20 protein-coding genes and 2 pseudogenes are annotated in these 22,128 nt (G+C 70.1%); 12 read left to right on the plus strand and 10 right to left on the minus strand.

Translation table 11 applies throughout. The features are described 5' to 3' along the window. A partial coding sequence (locus tag V8688_RS24235; protein WP_342801762.1) for an ornithine cyclodeaminase family protein occupies window positions 1–835 on the plus strand: 835 nt, incomplete at its 5' end. Next, the gene (locus V8688_RS24240) at window positions 832–1,308 is read left to right on the plus strand and encodes a nucleoside deaminase (RefSeq protein WP_218716367.1); all 477 of its coding nucleotides are present in this window, start codon (window positions 832–834) and stop codon (window positions 1,306–1,308) included. The genes V8688_RS24235 and V8688_RS24240, both read left to right, overlap by 4 nt. Before the next feature lie 38 nt (window positions 1,309–1,346). Here V8688_RS24240 and V8688_RS24245 read toward each other — a convergent pair whose 3' ends face one another. Then, a complete protein-coding gene (locus V8688_RS24245; protein WP_218716368.1) occupies window positions 1,347–2,702 on the minus strand; it encodes an MFS transporter in 1,356 nt (451 codons plus the stop codon). 105 nt (window positions 2,703–2,807) lie between these two features. On the opposite strand from V8688_RS24245, the gene V8688_RS24250 reads away from it, so the two are divergent. Then, complete coding sequence (locus V8688_RS24250) at window positions 2,808–3,605, plus strand: LLM class flavin-dependent oxidoreductase (protein ID WP_218716369.1); 798 nt, start codon at window positions 2,808–2,810, stop codon at window positions 3,603–3,605. Window positions 3,606–3,608: 3 nt separating this feature from the next. Here the strand turns inward: V8688_RS24250 and V8688_RS24255 are convergent. From V8688_RS24255 to V8688_RS24265, 3 genes and pseudogenes are all read right to left on the minus strand, one after another. Continuing rightward, window positions 3,609–4,700 (minus strand): annotated as a pseudogene (locus tag V8688_RS24255) (DUF6596 domain-containing protein); the annotation flags it as partial. A 26-nt stretch (window positions 4,701–4,726) separates the two neighbouring features. Beyond that, window positions 4,727–5,065 (minus strand): annotated as a pseudogene (locus V8688_RS24260) (sigma factor); the annotation flags it as partial. Continuing rightward, window positions 5,038–5,457: a YciI family protein gene (locus tag V8688_RS24265; protein WP_218716370.1), complete on the minus strand. Its 420-nt coding sequence runs from the start codon at window positions 5,455–5,457 to the stop codon at window positions 5,038–5,040. The pseudogene V8688_RS24260 and the gene V8688_RS24265, both read right to left, overlap by 28 nt. Before the next feature lie 240 nt (window positions 5,458–5,697). On the opposite strand from V8688_RS24265, the gene V8688_RS24270 reads away from it, so the two are divergent. Both V8688_RS24270 and V8688_RS24275 read left to right on the plus strand, forming a co-directional pair. Further along, the gene (locus tag V8688_RS24270; protein WP_218716384.1) at window positions 5,698–6,480 is read left to right on the plus strand and encodes a crotonase/enoyl-CoA hydratase family protein; all 783 of its coding nucleotides are present in this window, start codon (window positions 5,698–5,700) and stop codon (window positions 6,478–6,480) included. A gap of 5 nt (window positions 6,481–6,485) precedes the next feature. Further along, window positions 6,486–7,301, plus strand: coding sequence for an SDR family oxidoreductase (locus tag V8688_RS24275; RefSeq protein WP_342801763.1), 816 nt, complete (start codon window positions 6,486–6,488; stop codon window positions 7,299–7,301). Here V8688_RS24275 and V8688_RS24280 read toward each other — a convergent pair. Next, window positions 7,285–7,905, minus strand: a complete 621-nt coding sequence (locus V8688_RS24280) for a TetR/AcrR family transcriptional regulator (RefSeq protein ID WP_342801764.1) — start codon at window positions 7,903–7,905, stop codon at window positions 7,285–7,287. The two genes, V8688_RS24275 and V8688_RS24280, sit on opposite strands and share 17 nt — an antisense overlap. 134 nt (window positions 7,906–8,039) lie before the next feature. Between V8688_RS24280 and V8688_RS24285 the strand changes: the two genes are divergently transcribed. From V8688_RS24285 to V8688_RS24300, 4 genes are all read left to right on the plus strand, one after another. Further along, the gene (locus V8688_RS24285; protein WP_342801765.1) at window positions 8,040–8,966 is read left to right on the plus strand and encodes a metal-dependent hydrolase; all 927 of its coding nucleotides are present in this window, start codon (window positions 8,040–8,042) and stop codon (window positions 8,964–8,966) included. 10 nt (window positions 8,967–8,976) lie between these two features. After that, window positions 8,977–10,128, plus strand: coding sequence for a hypothetical protein (locus V8688_RS24290; protein WP_342801766.1), 1,152 nt, complete (start codon window positions 8,977–8,979; stop codon window positions 10,126–10,128). Window positions 10,129–10,224: 96 nt separating this feature from the next. Then, a complete protein-coding gene (locus V8688_RS24295; RefSeq protein ID WP_342801767.1) occupies window positions 10,225–11,364 on the plus strand; it encodes a low temperature requirement protein A in 1,140 nt (379 codons plus the stop codon). Between the two features lie 58 nt (window positions 11,365–11,422). Beyond that, complete coding sequence (locus V8688_RS24300; protein WP_218716376.1) at window positions 11,423–12,679, plus strand: TetR/AcrR family transcriptional regulator; 1,257 nt, start codon at window positions 11,423–11,425, stop codon at window positions 12,677–12,679. A 51-nt stretch (window positions 12,680–12,730) separates the two neighbouring features. Here the strand turns inward: V8688_RS24300 and V8688_RS24305 are convergent, their stop codons facing one another. Beyond that, on the minus strand, window positions 12,731–13,876 hold the full coding sequence (locus tag V8688_RS24305; protein WP_316574600.1) for an acyl-CoA dehydrogenase family protein: 1,146 nt from the start codon (window positions 13,874–13,876) through the stop codon (window positions 12,731–12,733). Between the two features lie 38 nt (window positions 13,877–13,914). Further along, window positions 13,915–15,423 carry an aldehyde dehydrogenase family protein gene (locus V8688_RS24310; RefSeq protein ID WP_316574599.1) on the minus strand — a complete coding sequence of 503 codons (1,509 nt, stop codon included), beginning with the start codon at window positions 15,421–15,423 and terminating at the stop codon, window positions 13,915–13,917. Between the two features lie 221 nt (window positions 15,424–15,644). On the opposite strand from V8688_RS24310, the gene V8688_RS24315 reads away from it, so the two are divergent. The 3 genes from V8688_RS24315 to fadD5 are packed head-to-tail and all read left to right on the plus strand — an operon-like array spanning window position 15,645 to window position 19,028. Continuing rightward, the gene (locus tag V8688_RS24315; protein ID WP_342801768.1) at window positions 15,645–16,631 is read left to right on the plus strand and encodes a nitronate monooxygenase family protein; all 987 of its coding nucleotides are present in this window, start codon (window positions 15,645–15,647) and stop codon (window positions 16,629–16,631) included. Beyond that, window positions 16,628–17,434: an enoyl-CoA hydratase-related protein gene (locus tag V8688_RS24320; protein ID WP_342801769.1), complete on the plus strand. Its 807-nt coding sequence runs from the start codon at window positions 16,628–16,630 to the stop codon at window positions 17,432–17,434. Before V8688_RS24315 ends, V8688_RS24320 begins: the two co-directional genes overlap by 4 nt. A gap of 19 nt (window positions 17,435–17,453) precedes the next feature. Continuing rightward, window positions 17,454–19,028: a fatty-acid--CoA ligase FadD5 gene (fadD5, locus tag V8688_RS24325; protein WP_342801770.1), complete on the plus strand. Its 1,575-nt coding sequence runs from the start codon at window positions 17,454–17,456 to the stop codon at window positions 19,026–19,028. A gap of 73 nt (window positions 19,029–19,101) precedes the next feature. On the opposite strand, the gene V8688_RS24330 is transcribed toward fadD5, so the two are convergent. The 3 genes from V8688_RS24330 to V8688_RS24340 form a co-directional block, all read right to left on the minus strand. Then, window positions 19,102–20,145, minus strand: a complete 1,044-nt coding sequence (locus tag V8688_RS24330; RefSeq protein WP_342801771.1) for an alpha/beta fold hydrolase — start codon at window positions 20,143–20,145, stop codon at window positions 19,102–19,104. 58 nt (window positions 20,146–20,203) lie between these two features. After that, the gene (locus V8688_RS24335; protein ID WP_342801772.1) at window positions 20,204–21,553 is read right to left on the minus strand and encodes a lipase family protein; all 1,350 of its coding nucleotides are present in this window, start codon (window positions 21,551–21,553) and stop codon (window positions 20,204–20,206) included. A gap of 76 nt (window positions 21,554–21,629) precedes the next feature. Continuing rightward, window positions 21,630–22,128, minus strand: a 499-nt coding sequence (locus V8688_RS24340; RefSeq protein WP_342801773.1) for a diiron oxygenase, incomplete at its 5' end; no start/stop codon positions are given.

Raw genomic sequence — 22,128 nt, forward strand, 5'->3', positions numbered from 1 at the left:
CTTCGTGCCGATGGTCGCGGCCGCCGAATCCGCCGGCGCCGCCGCGGTGAAACTGCTCGCCGATCTGCCCGCCAACCGCGAGCGCGGGCTGCCGGTGCAGCGCTCGGCGATCCTGGTGACCTCGGCCGTCGACGGCGCCTGCGAGGCGCTCATCGACGGGCGGCTCGTGACCGCCGTCCGCACCGCCGCCGCCAGCGCGGTGGCGACGAAATACCTGGCACGCCGGGACAGTTCGGTGCTCGGCCTGATCGGGGCGGGCGGACTGGCCGTCGAGCACACCCGCGCGATCGCCCAGGTGCGCGCGCTGACGACGGTCCTGGTCTGGTCACGGTCCATCGCGACCGTCGAACGGTTCCGCGCGGCGGTCGCCGATCTCGGACTCGAGGTGCGGGCGCAACCCTCGCCCGAGGCGGTCACCCGGGCCGCCGACATCCTGTGCACGCTCACGCCCTCGCGGGAGCCGATCGTGCGCGGCGCGTGGTTCGGCGACGGACTGCACGTCAACGCGGTCGGCGCACCACCGCGGGCCGATCACCGGGAGGTCGACGGCGAGGCCCTGCGCCGCGCGACGGTCGTCGTAGACTCGATCGGCACCACGCTCACCAAGTCCGGTGACACGCTGCTGGCCATCGCCGAGGGCGCGATCACCGAAGCGGCGGTGGGCACGGAGCTGGGTGAGGTTGTCGCGGGGCGGGCACCGGGCCGCACCGGCGATCGCGACATCACCCTGTTCAACTCGGTCGGCATCGGCCTGCAGGACCTGGCCGCCGCCCGCCTGCTCATCGACAAGGCTCGCGCCAACGGCATCGGAACGGAAGTGGACCTCAGCGCATGACCGCACTCACCGAGAACGACCTCACCCACCTGCGTCGGGCCATCGAGCTCGCCGGCCAGGCGTCCGCGCGCGGTGATCGCCCTTTCGGCGCGGTCGCCGTCGACCGTGACGGTCATGTCGTCGCCGAGGGCGAGAACGCGGTGAGCAGCAGCGGCGATATCACCTCGCACGCCGAGCTGGCCGCGATCACCACGGCCACCGCCGCGGGCAAGGCCGACCGACTGCGCGGCGCGACCGTCTACGCCAGCGGCGAACCGTGTCCGATGTGCGCGGCCGCGATGGTGTGGGCGCAGGTCGGGCGGATCGTGTTCGCCGCGGCGTCGGCCGAGTTCGGCCAGATCCTGCCCGGCGGCCCGAGTTTCGCGTTGACCTGCGCCGATCTGGTCGCCACGTCGAACGTGCCGGTGCAGGTCAGCGGGCCGCACCTGGGCGAGGAGGCACTGGCGGTGTTCCGCGCCGCCGCGGCGAGCTGAGCCCGGTGCCGGTCGCCGCGACGGCGACCGGCACCGATTCAGCGGGCCGGGACGGGATCGTCGCCCAGCTCGCGCTGTTCCTCGATCGCCTCCGGGGTGCCCGGCACCTGGGTGCCGCGCAGCGAGACACCCTTGGTCTCGATCAGGAAGTAGGCGGCGACGAGGCCGACCAGGCAGGCGCCGAACATGTAGTAGGCCGGGAACAGGTGATCGCCGGTCGCATCGATGAGCGCCTGGTTGATCACCGGAGCGGTGCCACCGAACAGCGAGGTGGCCACGTTGTAGCCGATCGCCACGCCGGCGAAGCGCACGATCGTCGGGAACATGGCGGGGAAGGTCGCCGAGATGGTCGCCAGCTGCGGGGCATAGAGCATGCCCAGGATCGCGAAGCCGACGATCGCGCCGGTCAGCGAGCTGCCGATCAACTTGTACACCGGGATGACCACGATCATCAGCGCCGCACACGAGGCCAGCCACATCGGCCTGCGGCCCACCCGGTCCGAGAGCGCGCCGAGGAACGGCAGCGTCACCAGCATCGCGACCTGACCGATCAACGGCACCAGCAGCGCGTCGGATTCGGCCATGCCGAGGGTGTTGCCGAGATAGGTCGGCGTGTAGCTGAGCAGCGAGTAATTCACGACATTGAGCGCGATCACCAAACCGAACAGGGTCAGCACCGGGCGCAGATATCTGGTGACCAGATCGCGATAGACGCCGACGGTTTCCTCGGTCTCGTCGTTGCGCTCGACCTCGCGGAAGACCGGCGTGTCTTCCACCCGGCTCCGCAGATACATACCGACCAGACCGAGCGGCGCGGCGATGAGGAACGGAATTCGCCAGCCCCACGATTCCATGGCCGGATCGTCGAGAATATTCACCAGCAGCAGGGCGACCAGATTGCCGAGCGTGAAACCGGCCAACGTGCCGACTTCCAGGAAACTGCCATAGAATCCACGCTTGCGGTCGGGCGCGTATTCGGCCATGAAGGTCGCCGCACCGCCGTATTCACCGCCCGCCGACAGGCCCTGCACCATCCGCAGCAGGTAGAGCAGGATCGGCGCGCCGATCCCGATGACCTCGTAGCTGGGGATCAGGCCGACGGCCAGCGTCGAGGCCGCCATCAGCACGATGGTCGTCGCCAGCACCCGTTTGCGGCCGATCCGGTCGCCGAGCGGACCCCAGATCATGCCGCCGATCGGGCGGATCAAAAAGGAAACGGCGAATCCGAGCAGCGTGTAGACGACGCTCGACCCGGCACCGTCACCGGGAAAAAGAGACGCGGCGATATAGGTCGCCAGATAGGCGTAGACGCCGTAGTCGAACCATTCGACCGCATTGCCGATCGCCGAAGCACCGATCGCGCGATGCAGCACCGATTTCGATTCCTGTGACATCTACACAAACCTCTCGTCGTCGCCTCTACGGGCTACCCGACAAGGGGGCGGACAAACTTTACGACTGTGCGACGATTCCCCCGAGACCCCTTTTACACTGCGAAGATGCCGCTGCGCCACGGGGTCTATCTGCCGCCGTTCGGTGAACTCGCCGACCCTCGGGTACTGGCCGAGCTGGCGGCCGAGGCGGAATCGGCGGGTTTCGACGGCGTCTTCCTCTGGGACCACGTGGCCCGTCCGAAGGAGCCGGGGCTCGCCGTCGGTGACGCCTGGATCGGCTTGGCCGCGATCGCCGCCGCGACCAGCCGGGTGGTACTCGGTCCGCGGGTGACGCCGCTGTCGCGCAGGCGACCGCAGGACCTGGCCCGCGAGACGGTCGCGCTCGATCTGCTCAGCGGTGGCCGTCTCGCCCTCGGGGTCGGCCTGGGTTCGGAGGCGACCGGCGAGTTCTCCCGGCTCGGCGAGGTCGCCGCCCCGCGCGATCGCGCCCGGCGCCTCGACGAGGCACTGACCGTACTCACCGCACTCTGGTCGGGGGAGGCCGTACACCACGACGGACCCGCCTACCGGGTCGACGGACTGCGATTCCTGCCCCGGCCGGTACAGCGCCCCCGCATCCCGATCTGGGTGGCCGCCCAATCCGTGAAGCAGGCGCCCCTGCGGCGCGCGGCCCGCTTCGACGGATTGTGTCCCGAGGCGAGCCCGGATCAGCTCGTCGAGATGCTGAGGATCATCGCCGAGCACCGGGGCGACCTGTCCGGTTTCGAGGTGGTCATCGCCGCGGCCGACGACCGCGAGCGCGAGGCGTACGTGCGCGCGGGCGCGACCTGGTGGCTGACCGCGCTGCCGATGATCTGCTCGCGCGCCGACGCACTCGCGGCCGTGCGCCGCGGCCCGGGGTAGCGTTCAGCCGAGGGCGGCGAGTTTGCCTGCGAGGACCGCCTTTTCCCGTGAGTTCCCGCACCGGCGAATCGCCTCGGCGAATGCCTCGCGCGCCTGCGTGGTGCGGCCCAGGCGCAGCAGCAGCTCCCCGCGCACACTCGGCAGCAGGTGCGACTGCCCCAGCGCTCCCCCGGCCGCCAGCTCCTCGACGATCGGCAGCGCGGCGGCGGGCCCGTCGGCCATCGACACCGCCACGGCCCGGTTCAGCTCCACCACCGGCGAGGGCGCGAGCCGGCCCAGCGCCTCGTAGAGCAGCACCACCCGTTCCCAGTTCGTCGCCTCGACCGACGGTGCGACGGCGTGACATTCGGCGATCGCGGCCTGCAGCCCGTAGGCGCCCAGCCCGCGACCGACCTGGGCGGCCTTGGCCAGCGCCGCCCGGCCACGCCGGATCGCGGAGTGGTCCCAGCGGCGGCGGTCCTGCTGCTCGAGCAGCACCGGCTCGCCGTCGGGCCGGGTCCGGGCCGGAAACCGCGCCGCCGTCAGTTCCAGCAGCGCCAGCAGTCCGTACACCTCGGGCTCGCCGGGCATGAGCCGAGCCAGCACCCGGGCCAAGCGCTGCGCCTCGCCCGCCAGGTCGAAGCGGATGAGGTCCTCGCCCGCGCTGGCCGAGGAGCCCTCGGTGAAGATCAGGTAGATCACCCCGAGCACCGAGCCGAGGCGGGCGTGGCGCTCGGCGGCGGGCGGCACCTCGAAAGCGACCTCGGCCGCGCCGAGCGTCTTCTTCGCCCTGGTGATCCTGGCCTGCACGGTAGCGGTCGGCACCAGGCACGCCTTGGCGATCTCGTCGCTGGTCAGGCCACCGACCACGCGCAAGGTCAGCGCCAGCCGTGCCTCTCGCGAGAGCACCGGGTGGCAGGCGATGAAGATCAGCGCCAGCACGTCGTCGTCGATCTGGTCGGGATCCCACAGCACCGCCTCGGCAGCGCGGACCGGGTCGGCCGCCTCGCCGCCGGTCAGCACGCCACCCTCACCGAGATGTCCGGCGAGCGTGGCGTACCGGTCGTCGAGCGCGGCGCGCCGCCGGTAGGCGTCGATCGCCCGGCGGCGGCCGACGGNCGGACCGGGTCGGCCGCCTCGCCGCCGGTCAGCACGCCACCCTCACCGAGATGTCCGGCGAGCGTGGCGTACCGGTCGTCGAGCGCGGCGCGCCGCCGGTAGGCGTCGATCGCCCGGCGGCGGCCGACGGTGAGCAGCCAGCCGGCCGGTTGCCGCGGCACCCCGTCGCGCGGCCAGGTCACCAGTGCCTCGGCGAGCGCTTCCTGCGCGAGATCCTCGGCCATCGCGAAGTCGCCGGTGTAGCGGGCGAGCGCGCCGACGATGCGGGCCGATTCGATCCGCCAGACCGCCGCGACCGCCTCCCGGCCGGAGGACTGAATCACCGTCGTCCGGTTCAGAGCTGCCCGGTGGCCTCGCGCCAGGCCCGCTCCTTCAGGATCCACTTGTTGTCCTGCGGGAATTCGTCGATGCTGGGGACGCGGCGGATCTCGGTCTTGACGCCGGGACCGGTCATCGGCATCCGCTTGGCCCATTCCACCGCCTCCTCCTTGGAGGCGACGTTGAGGATGTAGTAGCCGCCGAACAGTTCCTTGGTCTCGCCGTAGGGCCCGTCGGTCACGATCGGGGGTTCCGAGGCGTAGTCGACGACCACCGTCTCGGCGGCGTCGTCGAGGCCCTCGGCGGCGACGAGCACGCCGGCCCGGATCAGTTCGTCGTTGAACTTGCCCATCGTTTCGAGCATCTCGTCGAAGTCGAGCTCGGCGGCCTTGGCCCAGGCGTCGTCGGTCGCGCGCATGATCAGCATGTACTTCATGGTCTGTCTCCTCGGGTAGGCGTGGACCCGGTGCGGGTACGTGTTCATCCCTAGGTCGAACGGGCTGCGACACCGATCGACAACCGACCGAAATATTCTTCCCCGAGTTTTCCACAGCCACCGGCGACCGCGCGAGAACCGGCGAGTAGCCCGATCCGAGGACCCATCGCGCCCCAACGTGATACATCTCGAGGGGACCTGTCACGCGTGTCAGCGGACGGGCAGAGAGTCTAGGAGTCCATCGTGAGCGCAGTCCTCGTCGAGCAACGCGAGCATGTGCTGGTCGTCGTCATCAACCGGCCGCAGGCCATGAACGCGGTCGACGCCGAGGTCAGCACCGGTGTGGGCGCGGCGCTCGAGCAGGCCGAGGCCGATCCGCTGATCCGCGCGGTCGTGCTCACCGGCGCGGGCGAGCGCGCCTTCTGCGCCGGCGCCGACCTCAAGGCGATCGGTCGCGGCGAGAACATCCTGGCGCCGGGCAACGAGGCGTGGGGCCTGGCCGGCTACGTCCGCCACCCGATCAGCAAGCCCACCATCGCCGCGGTCAACGGTTTCGCGCTGGGTGGCGGCACCGAGCTCGTCCTGGCCAGCGACCTCGCCGTCGCCGCCGAGACGGCCACCTTCGGCCTGCCCGAGGTCGCCCGTGGCCTGTTCGCCGCCGCCGGTGGCGCGTTCCGGCTGCCCGAGCAGCTGCCGCGCAAGGTCGCCATGGAGATGATCCTGACCGGCGAACCGATCACCGCCGCCCGGGCGCTCGAGCTCGGGCTGATCAATCGGGTGGTCCCGGCCGATCTGGTGCTCGACGCCGCGCTCGAGCTGGCGGGCCGGATCGCCGCGAACGCGCCGCTGGCGGTGCAGGCGAGCAAGCGGGTCGCCCTCGGTCTCGTCGACGGCAAGATCGACGACGACGCCGCTTGGGACCTGACCAACCGCGAGATCATGGGCGTCGCGCGCACCGAGGACGTACGCGAGGGCACCCTCGCCTTCGCCGAGAAGCGCAAGCCCAACTGGCAGGCCCGCTGACCACCATGCGGATCCTGATCCTCGGCGCCTCGGGCTTCGTCGGCGGCGCGCTGCACGCGCAACTCGGCGCACGGCACGAGGTCGTCGGGACCAGCCGGCGCGGAGCCGGGCTCATACCCCTGGATCTGGCCGACGCCGCGGCGGTCCGCGCGCTCGTCGCGGACCGCGTCGACGTGGTGATCCACACCGCGGGCATCGTGGATCTGGCCACCGCCCAACGTGATCCGGACGCCGCCTACGCGGCCAATGTGGCGCCGATGGCGGCGCTGCTGGACGCGGTCGACGACGCGGGCGCCAAACTGGTGTACCTGTCGACCGACAACGTCTTCGACGGCACCCGCGACACCTACGACGAAACGGCGCTGCGCACCCCGATCAATGTCTACGGCTGCACCAAGGCCGGTGCCGAACAGCGGGTGCTCGCCCGCGCCGGGCACCTGGTCGTGCGGCTGCCGCTGGTCTACGGCCGCAGCCCTCGCTCGGACAAATTCCTCGCCCGCTTCGCCGCGCCCTCGATCCCGGCGCGCACCGACATCGTCGGCACGCCGCTGTATCTGCCCAGTCTGGCGCCGTTGCTCGAACAGCTCCTCGACGAGACCGGCGTGGTCCATCTCGCGGGCCCGGAGACGGTGAGCCGCTACGAACTACTGACCCGGGTGCGCGACCGGCTCGGCGCCCCGGCGCGCATCGTGCCCACCGACATCGATTCCGGGCCCGCAGATTGCCCGCGCCCGCGCCGGCTGGTCCTGCGCAGCGTCCGGCACGCGCTGACCGGGCCCGACGTCGACACGGCCCTGGCCGATCTCAGCGGCCCGGCGTGAACTCCGTCTGGGCGCTGATCGCGGTGCCCATCCACCGGCGCAGGTAGCGCCGCAGCTCGTCGTCGGTGCGTGGCGGATCGCCCGGTGAGAGGAAGAACGACTGCATCGTGCGCAGCGCGTACTCGACGAGGTCGCGCAGGGCCGGTTCGTCGTATCCGTAGGCGGGCCAGTCGACATCGAAGCGCCGGATCATCGTCATGCCGAAGGCCTGTGCCTCGTCGGAGGTGAGGCTGTCGGCGTGCAGGTTCGAGTACGAGCTCGACAGCAAGATGCCCAGGTGCGGGGTCCGGCGGACCTCGGTGAGGGTGTAGACGACGGCCTCGATCATCGCGTCGGCCGGATCGCCGAGTCCGGTGACGTGCGCGGTCAGCCGGTCGAGGAAGCCGTCGACCGAGGCGATGGCCGCGGCCGTCATCAGCGCGTCGGCGCTGGGGAAATACCGGTAGACGGTCTGGCGGATGACCCCGAGCGATTCCGCGACGTCGGCGATGCTGATCTCCGCGCCGGTCCGGCCGATGAGATCCACGGCCGCGGCGATGATCCGCGCCGACGCCTCCGCATCGTCCACCGGTGGACTGCCACCCCATCCACGTCTGCGCGCCACCGGGTGGACGCTAGCACAACCCCAGGTCAGCGCGAATTCCGCGAAAGTGATCATACACACGACGGCCTATTCGTATGATTACCTCAATCCATCCGAGCGGCTCGCGCACGCCCGAGACAACGAGGTACTCCACCGTGACCGAACTCCACGTCCGCAAAATGGACTTCGCCTTCGCCGATTACGATGTGCCGTTCCTGTGGAACCCGCAGAACCCGGCCTTCTCCTCGATGGCCAACGCCGTGTCGTTCCTGGCGATCGGCTTCGAGAAGATGATCGTGCAGCTGATCACGCAGGCGAAGCCGCAGATCACCGACCCCGCGGTGGCCGAGGAGGCCGACGCGTTCATGCGCCAGGAGGGTCAGCACTCGACCGCCCACCGCCAGCACGTCAAGGCACTCATCCGGCGCTACCCCGGCCTGCAGCAGACCCTCGACGCGGTGATCGCCGAGTTCGACAAGCTCACCGCGAGCACCCCGGTCAAGTACCGGTTGGCCTACACCGCCGATCTCGAGGCCACTTTCACGCCGGTGTTCAAGCTGATGCTCGACAACGACGCCACCCTGTTCGCCCCCGGCGACGACCGGGTGGCCTCCCTGTTCATCTGGCACTTCGTCGAAGAGGTCGAGCACCGCAGTTCGGCGCTGATCATCTTCAACTCCGTGGTGAACAGCGAGCTGTACCGAATGCGGGTGGCGCCCTCGATCTTCCGGCACGTCCTGCAGGTGATCCGGGTGGCCTGCGAGGGCTTCAACGAGCATGTGCCCCTGGCGGATCGGCAGGTCGACGCGCTGTCGATGTTCGCCAACTACCGGCGCGGTCAGACCCTGCGGCGGCTGCTGCCCGGGCTGCGTCCCGCCGACAACGGCACCATGCCGCGCGCGTTCGACGATCTCGGCTTGGGTGAGCAGCTCGTCGCCCTGGGCGGCATCATCCGCAGCCAGATGCCGCGGCACAATCCCGCGCACGAGAATCTGCCCGCGCTCGCCGACGAGTGGTTCCGCCGCTACGACGAGGGCTACGACGTCACCCGCTGGTACACCGCCGATTCCGTGAGTTCCTAGGAGCACCCCGATGGCCGAGCACTGCTCCCCCACCTTCGCCGATCTCGCGACCCAGCTGGGTTTCTCCTGCGAGGAGGCCGGCGGACTCGTCGAGTTCCGCAATCCGTTCGCCCTCGAGAACTGGACCCTGCCCGTCCTCGAACTCACCATCGTGCTCGGCGCGGTGCTCGCGCTCGTCTACGCGATCGTGCGCCTGCGCCGCCACGGCGATCCCACCGATCTGGTGCTGTGGTTCGGCGCCACCGCCTACCTGTTCGTGATCGAGCCGCCGCTGTACTTCCCCGCCGCGTTCGGCATCGAGGAGCACGTCGACACGATGTTCGCGCACAACGTGTTCACCGTCGACTTCCTGTGGGGCAGGCTGCCGATCTACATCGTCGCGATCTATCCGCTGATGGCCACGCTGGCCTTCGGGATCGTCCGGATGCTCGGTGTCTTCCGCCGCTACGGCGTCCTCGTCGGCGCGACCTGTGTGGGTTTCGTGCACCACGCGTTCTACGAGATCTTCGACCACCTCGGGCCGCAGCTGCGGTGGTGGGAGTGGTCGATCGACAACCCCCTCAATCAGCCGATGTTCGACTCGGTTCCGGTGGGCAGTGTCGTGGTGTTCGCGGCGTTGTGGCCGATGTCGCTGGCGTTCTGCGTGCAGTACTTCGTCGGACGTCAGGTCGACCAGGGCCGCGACTTCAGCGGTGTCGAGTTGGTCTGGCGCACCGTCGTGATCGGCCTGCTGGCCTCGGTCGGCACCTTCCTGCTGCCGCTGCCCGCGACGGTGCTCGGCGCGGGGAGCACCACGGTGCGCGGTGTGGTCTACGCGCTGGAGCTGATCGCGCTCTCGGTGGTGGCGGCGGTCGTGCTGGTCCGGCGCTGGCGCGAGCTGCGCCGCGGCGGCGCGACGGAACCGCGCTATACCAACCCCTTCGTCCAGCGCTACGCCATCGTGTATCTGGTCGTGCTGGCCGGTCTCTGGATCGCCGCATTGCCCGCGTTCTTCGACGCGGTCGACGGGCAGACCACCAACGGCGACCCCATCGGCAACCTCTGGTACACCCTGGCCTGCTTCGTCGTCGCCGTCCTGTCGGTCGTGGCGACGTTCACGCTGCCCCGCGTTCCCGCCGAGACGCCCGCACCGGCGGTCGAGAACACCCCGGTGACCAGCTAGCACCCCCGACGAAGGGCCCGTTCGCGATGTCGCCACCGCGCACGGGCCCTTCGGCATCAGCATCACCCTCGCGGACCCGACCGGAGGAGGACGCCGATGACCGCGCACGGCACGACCCGCGCCCGCGCGGTCTCCCCGCTCGAGCTCTTCTTCGACCTGGTGTTCGTGTTGGCTCTCGGCCAGCTCACCCACCATTTCGTCGCCCATCTCACCTGGCGCGGCGCGGCCGAGACCCTGGTGGCGCTGATCGCGGTGGTCGGGATCTGGACCTTCACCACCTTCGAAGTGACGATGCTCGACATCGAGCGGCGCGGCACCAAGGTGGTCACGGTCGTCGTCATGGGGCTGGGGCTGTTCGCGAACGCCGGTATCGCGCACGCCTTCGACGACAGTCCCTGGCTGTTCGTCGTCCCGATGCTCGCCGCGCTGATCGGGCCGTCGGCCTACGCGACGCTCACCGCGCCGAATCCGCCCCTGCGCGCGCACTTCGGCCGGGTACTGATCTGGTTCGTGGCGTCGACGCCGTTCTGGCTGGTCGGCGCCGCGCTGCCACCGGACGCGCGCCTGGCGTGCTGGGCGGTCGCGGCCGCGATCGACCTGATCGGCACCTGGCTGGCGCATCCGGTGCCGGGCCACCGGATGCGCAGCAGCGCACTGTCGTTCGACGCCGAGCACATCGTCGAGCGGATGCGCCTGTTCCTGATCATCATGCTCGGCGAGACGGTGCTGACCCTGGGCCGCGTGATCGCCGACCACCACGACGACGCGCTCACCCTCACCCTCGCCCTCGGCTTCTTCCTCGCGCTGGTCTGCCTGTGGCAGATGTACTTCGCCCGCGCCGAGCAGCAGGTGGTCGACCATCTGACCAGCAGCGCCGACCCGATCGCGGCCGTGCATCTCGGGCTGAGCGCGATCTACGGCGTGGTCGCCGGTCTGGTCGTGTTCGCGGCGGGCGCCGAGACCCTGCTGGCCGACGCCCACGTGGCCGACGCGCAGCTCGCGGGGGTGCTCGTCCTGGTCGGTCCCGCCCTCTATCTGCTGTCGCAGGCCTTCTATTTCCGTCGCGAAACCGGCACCGGCTGGATTCCCCGCGTCCTGGGCGCGGTCGTGCTCTGCCTCGCCGCGATCGCCGCCTACTGGCTGCCCGCCTGGCTCGTCGTCCTGGCGCTGGTGCTCATCCTCGGTGCCCTCGCCGTTCAGTTGTCGCGCGATACCACCGGCGCAAGCGCCGGATAGACACGCGGTGTGGCGACCACGGGTCCGGGCGACACGCGCGGCTCCGTACGATCGATCCATGAGCGTCACCGACCACACCGACCATCGGGCCGAAACGAATGCGCCCGAAGCCGGTACGCAGACGGCTGCGCCGGAACGGGTGGTACGGCGGCGGCCGAAGAACCGGCGCGCCCAGATCGCGGCGGAAGCGGCCACCGCGTTCGGCGCGCACGGGTATCACGGTGTGAGCATGGAAGACATCGCCGGTCGGCTCGGGATCAGTTCGGCGGCGCTGTATCGGCACTATCGCAGCAAGTACGCGCTCTTCCGCGAGGAGCTGTTCCGCCTGGCCGAGGTGACCGTGCAGGCGGTGACCCTGCCCGAGGACGCGGACGCGTGGACACCGCGAGAACGCCTCGATCACGTCATCGACGCCGTCATCGCCAAGACCGTCGCCAACCGGTCGACCACGGCGCTGGTCCGCTGGGAACGCCGCTACCTCGACGACGACGACCGCCAGGCGCTCGACGGCAAGTTCGCCGAGGCCGTGCGCCTGCTCGGCGGCATCGTGCGCGAGGTGCGCCCCGGGCTCGCCCGCGACGATGTCGCGGTCCGTTCGGTGGCGGTGTTCAGTGTGGTCAGCAGCATCGGCGATCACCACGCGACCCTGCCGACCCGGCTACTCACGCCCCTGCTGGCCGCGACCTGCCGGGCGCTGATCGACGTCGAGCTGCCCACACCGGAGCCCACGGCGCTCCCGGCCGAGCCGGAGCCCGGATCGCCGTTCATGCACGAGGTGCTGCTGGCGAAGTCGGTCGAACTGTTCCACGAGCGTGGCTATCAGAACGTCAGCGTGGAAGACATCGCCACCGCCGCCGACCTGGCCACCGCCTCGGCCGTGTATCGCTACTACCGCAGCAAGAGCGACCTGCTCGCCGCGGCGTTCCGCCGCGCGGCCGACATCGTCTCGGGCGCGATCGGCCCGATGGTCGCCGCGTCGGCCACCCCCGCCGACGCGCTGTCTGGCCTGATCGACCTGTACGTCGAGGGCTCCTTCGCCGAGCGGGCGCTGACCTACGTGTACTACGCCGAGTTCGGCAATGTCGCCGCCGAGGACCGGGTGACCCTGCAGCACATCCAGCAGCTCGTCATCGCCGAGTGGACCAAACTCCTGGTCCAGGTCCGCCCCGAGCTCTCCGACGCCGAGGCCCGCATCCTGGTACACGCCGGCTTCGCCCTGGTCGTCGACCTGGGCCGCGCCTTCGGCGACGACGGCATCGCCCCCCAGAACCGCGTCACCACCCTGCACCGCACCACCCTGTTCGGCCACGCCTGACCCCTCGCCGCCGCCTGCGAGAGGGAGCGGCGGCGAGGGGTCGGTGGACCGCTACAGACCCAGGGTACGACCGATGATGTCGCGCTGGATCTCGCTGGTACCACCGAAAATGGTCGACACGAGCGCGCCGCGGACGTGCTTCTCCATGTCGAATTCGCGGGCGTAGCCGTAGCCGCCCATCATCTGCATGCCCTCCAGCGCCACCCGCTTGCTCACCTCGGTGGCCTTGAGCTTGGCCATCGAGGCCTCCCGGGCCAGCACCTTGGTCGGGTTGGCGTCGGCTTCCTTGGCCACGCTGTAGATCAGCAGCTTGGTGCATTCGATCTCGGTGGCCAGATCGGCGAGGCGGTGCCGCAGCGACTGGAACGAACCGACCGGCCTGCCGAACTGCTTGCGCTGGGTGACGAAGGCGATCGTGTCCTCGAACGCCCGCTCGGCCGCGCCCAGGCTCATGGCGGCGAGGATGAGCCGCTCGAAGTTGAGCCCGGTCATCAGCTGACGCCAGCCGTTGCCCTCCTCACCGACCACCGCGTCTTCGGGCAGCACGCAGTCGGTGAAGTACAGGTCGTTGGTCTCCTTCTGATTGCCCATCAGCTCGATCGGCGTGATCTGCAGACCGGGGGTGTCGGCGGGCACGTGGAACATCGTCATGCCCTCGTGCTTGCCGCCCTCCTTCGAGGTGCGCGCCACCAGCAGGATGTTCTCGGAGATGTGCGCGTTGGAACACCAGGTCTTCTGGCCGTTGATCAGCCAGCCGTCGGCGGTCTTGACCGCCTTGGTCGACAGGTTGCCCACATCCGAACCCGCCTCGGGCTCCGACATCGAGATCGATTGGGAGGCACCGCGCACGATGCCGCGCAGCACGGTGTCCTTCTGCGACTCGGTACCGAACTTGGCGTAGGCGCCGCCGGTGATCAGCGTCGGGCCGATGGCGCCGATCGGGAGCATGCCGCGCAGCGATTCCTCGAGCAGGATGCACATGTCGACCATCGACGCGTCCGAGCCGCCGTACTCCTCGGGCACCGTCAAACCCAGCCAGCCGAGCTCGGCCATCTTCGCGTACACGCCGGGATTGTGCTGTTCCTTGTCGTGATCGGTCAGCGCGTCACGCTGCTCCCGCGTCCCCGCCTCGCGCTTGGCGAACGCGGCCACGGCCGCGGCGAAATCCTTCTGTTCCGGGCTGAATTCGACGCCCATACTGTCCCTCTTCTTTCCGTACCGATCGATGGATGGGTCTACTTGGCTCGACCGAAGCGGCGAGCGGTGAGCTTGCGCACCGTCGACAGCGTCGACTCGGTGCGGGCGAAGGAGAGCAACGCCATGCCGGGAATCACGAAGCGCTGCCGCGCGATCGAGTGCGGCCGGGTGAACCCGAGCAGGCCGGCGGCGCCGTGGATACGGCCGATCCCGGACTCGCCGACGCCGCCGAACGGCAGCGCCGGGATCGCCGCGTAGGCGGCCGGGCTGTTCACCGAGGTCGCGCCCGCGCGCAGCTGCCGGGCGATCTCCATGCCGCGCTTGCGCGAGAACACCGACGAGGCGAGCCCGTACTCGGAGGCGTTGGCCAGCTCGATGGCCTCCTCGACATTGCGCACCGAGCGCACGGTGAGGGTGGGCCCGAAGGTCTCCTCCCGGACCGCGACCGAATCCTCCGGCACGTCGAGCAGCACGATCGGGCCGACGAACGGCGCCTCGATCGATGCGGGCCCGCCCACGACGGCGGTACCGCCCCTGGCCAGCGCGTCCTCGACATGCTTGGTGATCACGTCGACCTGGCTCGGCAGGGTCATCGGACCGTAGGAGGCATCCGGACCGGTTCCGGGCCGCAGGTCGCTGACCCGCTTGGTGAGCTCGGCCAGGAACTCGTCGAGCACGGAGGCGACGACATAGCAGCGCTCGGTGCCCACACAGGTCTGCCCGGAATTGGCCATCGCCGACCACGCGATCGCGTCGGCCGCGGCGGCGATGTCGGCGTCCTCGGCGACAATCGCGGCGTCCTTGCCGCCGCATTCCAGCACGACCGGGGTGAGTCGCGCGGCGGCGGCCGCCATGATCCGCTTGCCCGTCGCGGTCGACCCGGTGAACGCGATCATGTCGACGCCGGATTCGACCAGCGCGCGGCCGGTTTCTCCGGCACCGGACACCACGCTCAGAATGCCCTCGGGCAGTTCGGGATTCGCCGCGGCGAACGCGTCGGCGTACCAGTGGCCGACGCCGGTGGTCAGCTCACTGGGCTTGAAGACGACGGTATTGCCCGCGGCCAGGGCGTAGGCGATCGAGCCGTTGGGCGTGTACACCGGATAGTTCCACGGCCCGATCACGCCGACCACGCCGTGCGGTCGCTGCTCGATCACGGCCTCGTGGTTGGCCATCATCATCCCGGGCCACACCTTCTTCGGCCCCAGGATCTTGCGGGCGTTCACCGCGGCCCAGTTCAGGTGCTCGACGGCGGTGACCACCTCGAGATAGGCGTCGTCGACGGTCTTGCCGTTCTCGGCGCTGATCAGCGCGCTGAACTCGTCGACGTGGACGACGAGGTGGGCTGCCCACCGTTGTAAGGCCCGCTTCCGCTCCGTGAACCCGAGTTCACGCCAGGTCTGCGCCGCCACGCGGGCACGCGCGACCGCGGCGCCGACCGCGGCGGCGTCGTCGACCGGCCAGCTGCCGACCGGCGCGCCGGTGGCCGGGTTGGCGGTGGCGATCATTGTCGCAGAAACAGGGGCGGTAGTGGGGGTTTCGGTCATCCTCGACCATCCTTCAGCCAATTCGGTGGTCATCCCGCGGCCGGACGGCCGAGCAGGACACTCCTGGGATCCAATGGGGCGGCGCGGACTGTTGACAGGTCGCGCCGACCGCCGTTAAGTTAATCACAATTCTCGTTAAGTTAATCATGGTTCTCGTCGGTTGCAAAGCATTCCCAGCGGACTGCGACCGACGGGAACGTCGAATCCGGAGGGAGGGCGCGATGCTGCGCACCCGATTCACCGAGGCTTTCGGTGTCGAGCACCCGATCGTGCAGGGCGGAATGATGTGGGTCGGCCGGGCCGAGCTCGCCGCGGCCGTGTCGAACGCGGGCGGCCTGGGCATCATCACCGGGCTGACCCAGCCCACGCCGCAGGCACTGCGCGAGGAGATCGCCCGCACCCGGGACCTCACCGACAAGCCGTTCGGGGTGAATCTGACGATCCTGCCGTCGATCACGCCGCCGCCGTACGAGGAGTACCGGCAGGCGATCATCGATGGCGGTGTGCCCATCGTGGAGATCGCGGGCGGCAATCCGGCCACCCATCTGCCCTTCCTCAAGGACGCCGGGATCAAGGTGCTGCACAAGTGCACCAGCGTCAAGCACGCGCTCAAGGCCCAGCAGGTCGGCGTCGACGGGGTGAGCATCGATGGCTTCGAATGCGCCGGTCACCCCGGGGAGAACGACACCCCCGGCCTGGTGCTGATCCCCGCCGCCGCCCGCGAACTCGAGATCCCGATGATCGCCTCGGGCGGCATCGCCGACGCGCGCGGCCTGGTCGCGGCGATGGCGCTGGGCGCCGACGGCGTGAACATGGGCACCCGGTTCCTGTGCACGGTGGAGTCGCCGATCGCGCACACGGTCAAGGAGCAGATCGTGGCCAACACCGAGCTCGACACCAAGCTGATCTTCCGGACCATGAACAACACCGCCCGGGTCGCCGACAACGCCGTCAGCCGCCAGGTCGTCGAGATCGAGCGCGCCGGTGGCACATTCGCCGATGTGCGCGAGCTGGTCGCGGGCGCGCGTGGCCGCAAGGTCTACGAGGACGGGGACGTCGACGCAGGCATCTGGAGCGTCGGTCAGTGTCAGGGCCTGATCCACGACATCCCGACCTGTGCCGAACTGGTCGCGCGCATCGTGCGCGAGGCCGAAGACCTCATCGCGGGCCGGCTGTCGGGCACGATCGTCGAGGCGGTCGCCCGATGAGCGAGAGCCTGCACGTCGACTCCGAGCACGGTGTCCTGCGCATCACGATCGATCGTCAGGCCAGGATGAACGCGATCGACCTCGCGACCATGGCCGAACTGTCCGAGGCGATCACCGCGGCCGCCGCCGAGCCCACCACCCGGGTGATCGTGCTGACCGGCGCCGGCAAGGCGTTCTGCACCGGCGCCGACCTCGCCGCAGCGGCCGCCGCCGGCGGCAACGAGGCGACGCCGGAACTGGTGATGGACACCGCCAACAGCGTCATCCGGGCGATCGTCGACTCGCCCCTTCCGGTGATCGCGCAGGTCAACGGGCCCGCTGCCGGGGTGGGCGCCTCGATCGCGCTGGCCGCCGATCTCATCTACGCCGCCGACGACACCTACCTGCTGCTGCCGTTCACCTCCATCGGCCTGATGCCCGACGGTGGCGCGACGGCGATGGTGGCCGCGGCGATGGGACGCGCGCGGGCCGCGGAGATGGCGCTGCTCGGCGCGCGCCTGCCCGCGACCGAGGCCGCCGCGGCAGGCCTGATCACCCGGTCCGTGCCCGCCGCGGACCTCACCGAGCACGTCGGCACCGCCGCCGCGAAACTCGCGACCGGTCCCCGCCGGGCACTCGAGCTGACCAAGGCCGCGATCAACGCCGCGACCTTGGCCGAGCTCGACGGCGCGCTCGCGCGGGAGAAGGACGGCCAGACCGAACTGCTCACCTCCGCCGACTTCCTGGAGGGGACGACCGCGATGCTGACCCGTCGCGCCCCGAGTTTCGCCGGCGCTCCCCGCCCGATCGCCGACCCGGCCTAGTTCCCTCGAGGAGACGACGATGTCCATTGCCGCAGAACCGATGCGCTCGCGACGCAATCACTGGATGAACCAGATCGCGATCCACGCCACCACCATCCCGGACGCGCCCGCGCTGCGCTACCTCGGCGAGACCACCACCTGGCGCGAGCTGCACGAGCGGGTGCACAAGCTCGCCGACGCCCTGGCCCGGCGCGGTGTCGGGGCGGGCGATCGGGTGCTGATCCTGATGCTCAACAACACCGAGTACATCGAATCGGTGTTCGCGATCAACACCCTCGGCGCCATCGCGGTCCCGGTGAACTTCCGGCTCACCCCGCCCGAGATCGCCTACCTGGTCACCGACAGCGGCGCCGCGACGATCATCACCGAGGCGATGTTCGCCCCGCTGGTCACCGCGGTCGCCGCGCAGACCGGCGGGCTCGAGACCCGCATCGTGGTCGGCGTCGGCACCTGTGAGGGCATGCTCGGCTACGACGACCTGCTCGCCGAGGAAGGCGAGCCGCACGAGCCGCTCGACGTGTCCGAGGACACCGCCGCGCTGATCATGTACACCTCCGGTACTACCGGAAACCCCAAGGGCGCGGTGCTGACCCACCTCAACATGAATGCTCAGGCGCTCACCTGTATCCGCGCCATGCGCTACAGCCCCGACGACATCGCGTTCTGCGCGTCACCGCTGTTCCACATCGCCGGATTGGGTTCGATCGCTTCCTGTTTCGTCCTCGGCTCGCTGACGGTGATCCATCCGCTCAAGGCCTTCGACGCCACCGAGGTCCTCGACGCCTGGGAGCGCGAGCGCGCCACCTCGGTGTTCCTGGTCCCGGCGCAGTGGCAGATCGTCTGCGCCGATCCCTCGGTGCCACAGCGAGATCTGCGCCTGCGCGTGATCAGCTGGGGCGCGGCCCCCGCCTCGGACACAGTGCTGCGCGCCATGGCCGAGACCTTCCCCGACGCGCTGAATGTGGCGGTCTTCGGCCAGACCGAGATGTCGCCGATCACCTGCGTGCTCGACGGCGAGGACGCGATCCGCAAGCTCGGGTCGGTCGGCAAGCCGATCCCGACCATCGCCACCCGGATCGTGGACGACGAGATGAACGACGTCGCGCCCGGCGAGATCGGCGAGATCGTCTATCGCGGACCGACCCTGATGCGCGAGTACTGGAACAACCCGCGCGCCACCGCAGACGCGTTCGCCGGCGGCTGGTTCCACTCCGGCGATCTGGTCCGCCAGGACGAGGAGGGATTCGTCTACGTCGTCGACCGCAAGAAGGACATGATCATCTCCGGCGGCGAGAACATCTACTGCGCCGAGGTCGAGAACGTGCTCTTCAGCCATCCCCGGATCCGCGAGGCCGCGGTGATCGGCCGCGTCGACGACAAGTGGGGCGAGGTACCGGTGGCGATCGTCGCCGTCGAGGACGCCGAGGCGATCGGCCTCGCCGATCTCGCGGAGCACCTCAACGCCCACCTGGCCCGCTACAAGCACCCGAAGGACCTCGTCGTGGTGGACATGCTGCCGCGCAATGCCGGCGGCAAGGTGGTCAAGCACGAACTGCGCAAGCTGCACGGTTCGGCGCCCGTCACCAGCAACTGAGCACATCGATCACCGGTCCCGGCAGACTCGGAACACCAGTCCGCCGGGACCTTTCCGGCAGCGTGGGCCGCGGTCAGCGCCCGAGGAATTCCTCGATCGCCGGCCAGGTGGTCTCGGCCGCGGCCGGACCGGCGAGCAGGCCGAGGTGTCCGCCGGGGACTTCCACGAAGTGGGTCTCGGCGGCGTTCGGCAGGATGTCCAGCCCGCGCCGCACCGCGCGGGCGGGCACGACCAGGTCGGCGCGACTGCCGACCAGCAGCACCCGGCAGGTGACCTTGGCCAGCTCGATCACCAGGTCGGAGCGCAGCCGGATCGATCCGTCGGCCAGTTCGTTGCGCAGCACCAGGCTGCGATAGATCTGCCAGTACGAGCGGCCCGGATAGCCGGGCATGCTCGACATGAAACGGTCCGTGGCTTCCATCCGGGCCAGCGCCTCGGTGTCGAGGGCGTTGCGGAGCAGGAACATCGGCCGGGCGAGCTCCCGGTCGATGGCCTGCAAGCGGAAGCCGAGCTGCACGAATTCCTCGGGAATCCCGCCCATCAGCCGGGTGGCCACGGCCATCTCGCGGCCGCCGGTGACCCGGGCGGCCCACCGCAGGGGCACCAGCATCGGGGTGCGCGCTTGGTCTATCGGCGTGGCCAGGCCGGTGATCGAGGCGATCGGCAGGTCGGGGTGGGCGGCCGCGGCGAGCAGTGCCATCGCACCGCCCAGCGACCAGCCGATGACGTCGACCGGCCCGTCGTGCTCGTGCGCGACCCGCAGGATCGCCTCGGGCAGAATGTCGTGCGTCCAGTCCTCGAGCCCGAGATCGCGGTCGGCGTAACCGAATCGGCCGTAGTCGAGGACATACGGTTGCCTGCCCTGCGCCAGCAGGAAGCGCACCAGACTCTGGCCCGGACGTAGATCGAAGCAGGCGGGCGTCACCGCCAGCGGTGGCACCAGCAGGACCGGGTTCCCGGTGCCCGGCGTCGCGCGGTCGAAGCGCCGCAACTGCCGGTGCGCACCGGAGTACACCGTGCTCGACGGCGCGGGCCGCGCCGATTCGAGCCCGTCACCGAACGACACCGACCACACATTGCGCACCGCCCGGCGCGCGTCGGCCACGATCCCCAGCACCACAGAACCCCTCACTTCACCCGCTACCGCCGCCGGGCGGTGCTCACCTGTCGAGTCGTCACGCCGCGTGGCGGTCCGCGCCTGCCCGCGCACCGGCGGCGGGCCCGGTCGCCGGGCCGGAGAGCCGCCGTCCGAACAGCACCTGCGTGGCGGCCCGGACGAACCCGGCCAGGCCGTGCCTGCCCGCGGGCAGCCCGAGCACACTCCACACCGTGCGCGTCTGCGACGGTGTCGCGGGCGCGCCGGCGAACCGGTCGGCCAGCCAGTTCAGGCTCAGCGGGGTCGACAACGCCAGCAGCGTGATGTGCTCGCTGAGCCGGTCGCGCAGGTAGGTGACGTGCGCGCCGTGGGCGCGATAGCGGTCAACCAGGGCGTCGATGTCGGTGGCCGCGATGATCTGGTCGTGCACCGCCTGGACGACGAGCAGCGGCGCCGACGGCGCCCTCGTGCCGAGTTCGGCATCGGCGAACACCGCCACCAGTTCCTCGAGCGCGAGCAGCTCGGCGATCGGCATGGTCGTGTGCCGGTCGACGTGATAGCGCGCCAGGCGCAGCACCGACCCGCCGGTGGTCGAGCGGGCCGCCCGTTCGAGCACGGCGTGACCCGCTTCGCTGACATGCTCGCCGAGGACGGCGTCGAAGGCCGGATACACCCGGCGCAGCGCGGACACCACCAGGGTCGGCAGGCCGGCGTGCAGGCTGCCGTTGAGCCGATGGAAGGTCGAGAGCAGATCCCCCACCGGAGAGCCGAGGACCGCGCCGACGATGTCGAGCTCCGGCGCGTAGGTGGGCGCCATCTCCGCCGCCCACGCGGTCGCCAGGCCACCGCCGGAGTACCCCCACAGACCCACCTGCGCCCGCGGATCCAGGCCCAGCGGTGCGAAGGACAGCGCGGCGCGGGCGCCGTCGAGGGCCCGGTAGCCGGGCTCGCGCGGGGCGCCCCAGGCACCGAGCATGCCTTCGTGATCAGGGATGGAGACGGCCCAGCCCCGGCTCAGCGCGTCGGCGAAACACAGGAGTTCGACGTGGGCGAACGTGCCGATCGCGCGCGAGCCGCGCTGCAGCGCGTAGGACGGGAAGCCGCGCGAGGACACCGCGTCGATCGCGCACTGGAAGGACAGCAGCGGCGTCGCCGGTCCGGGTCCGCCGACCGGTGCGATCACGGTTGTCACCGCGGCTTCGGGCCGTCCGTTCAGGTCGGTGGTGCGGTACAGCAACTGCCACGCGGTCACCTTCAGCGGGATCAGGCCGAAGGCGGCGAGCTCGATCGGTCGCGACCGCAGGATCGTGCCCTCGGCGTGCTGCTCGAATCCGGCCCGTGGCTGATAGAACGGGTCGTTGTCGGGCAGGACGGCCCAGGCGGGGGCCGACCAGGTCTCGGCGCGCGATCGGGTGGGGTCGGCAGTCAACGGTGTACTCCAGAGAAAGGGTTCGGATGACGGGCCGGCTATCGAAGACCGGCCCGTCGGAGCGGATCGTCGTGGTTCAGGCGGCCCGGCGGGCGGGCTCGCTGCGATAGCGAGAGGCCGCGCCGTCGATGCCGAGCAGACGCCAGGTGAGCTTGGCGACCGGGTTCATCAGGCCGGTGCCGACCGCCAGCGCACGCACGTCACCGAAGACGTCACGCTTGGTGGCCTGTGACTCCGGGCTGCCCCAGTACGCCTCGCGCATCACCTCGTCCGGGATACCGAACTTGTCCACGAATTCCTTCGGCGGCGTCGCGATCATCGACAGCATCACCCGCATGGCGATCGGGAAGGCCACCGACAGTACGGTTTTCGTGAGCGGATTCATCGACGGCACGTTCTTGCGCAGGTACTCGTGCGCGAACGAGATATGCCTGGCTTCCTCGGCCACGTGGATCTGCATCACCCGGTGGACCATCGGGTGCATGTCCACGCCACCGCGCAGCAGCGACTTCTGCAGGTGATCGATCGGTTCCTCGCCGCCGAGGATCATGGTGAAGAACAGCTCGGGGAAGTAC

Origin of the sequence: Nocardia sp. No.11 (assembly GCF_038752175.1) — a bacterium.
GTDB classification, from domain to species: domain Bacteria; phylum Actinomycetota; class Actinomycetes; order Mycobacteriales; family Mycobacteriaceae; genus Nocardia; species Nocardia canadensis.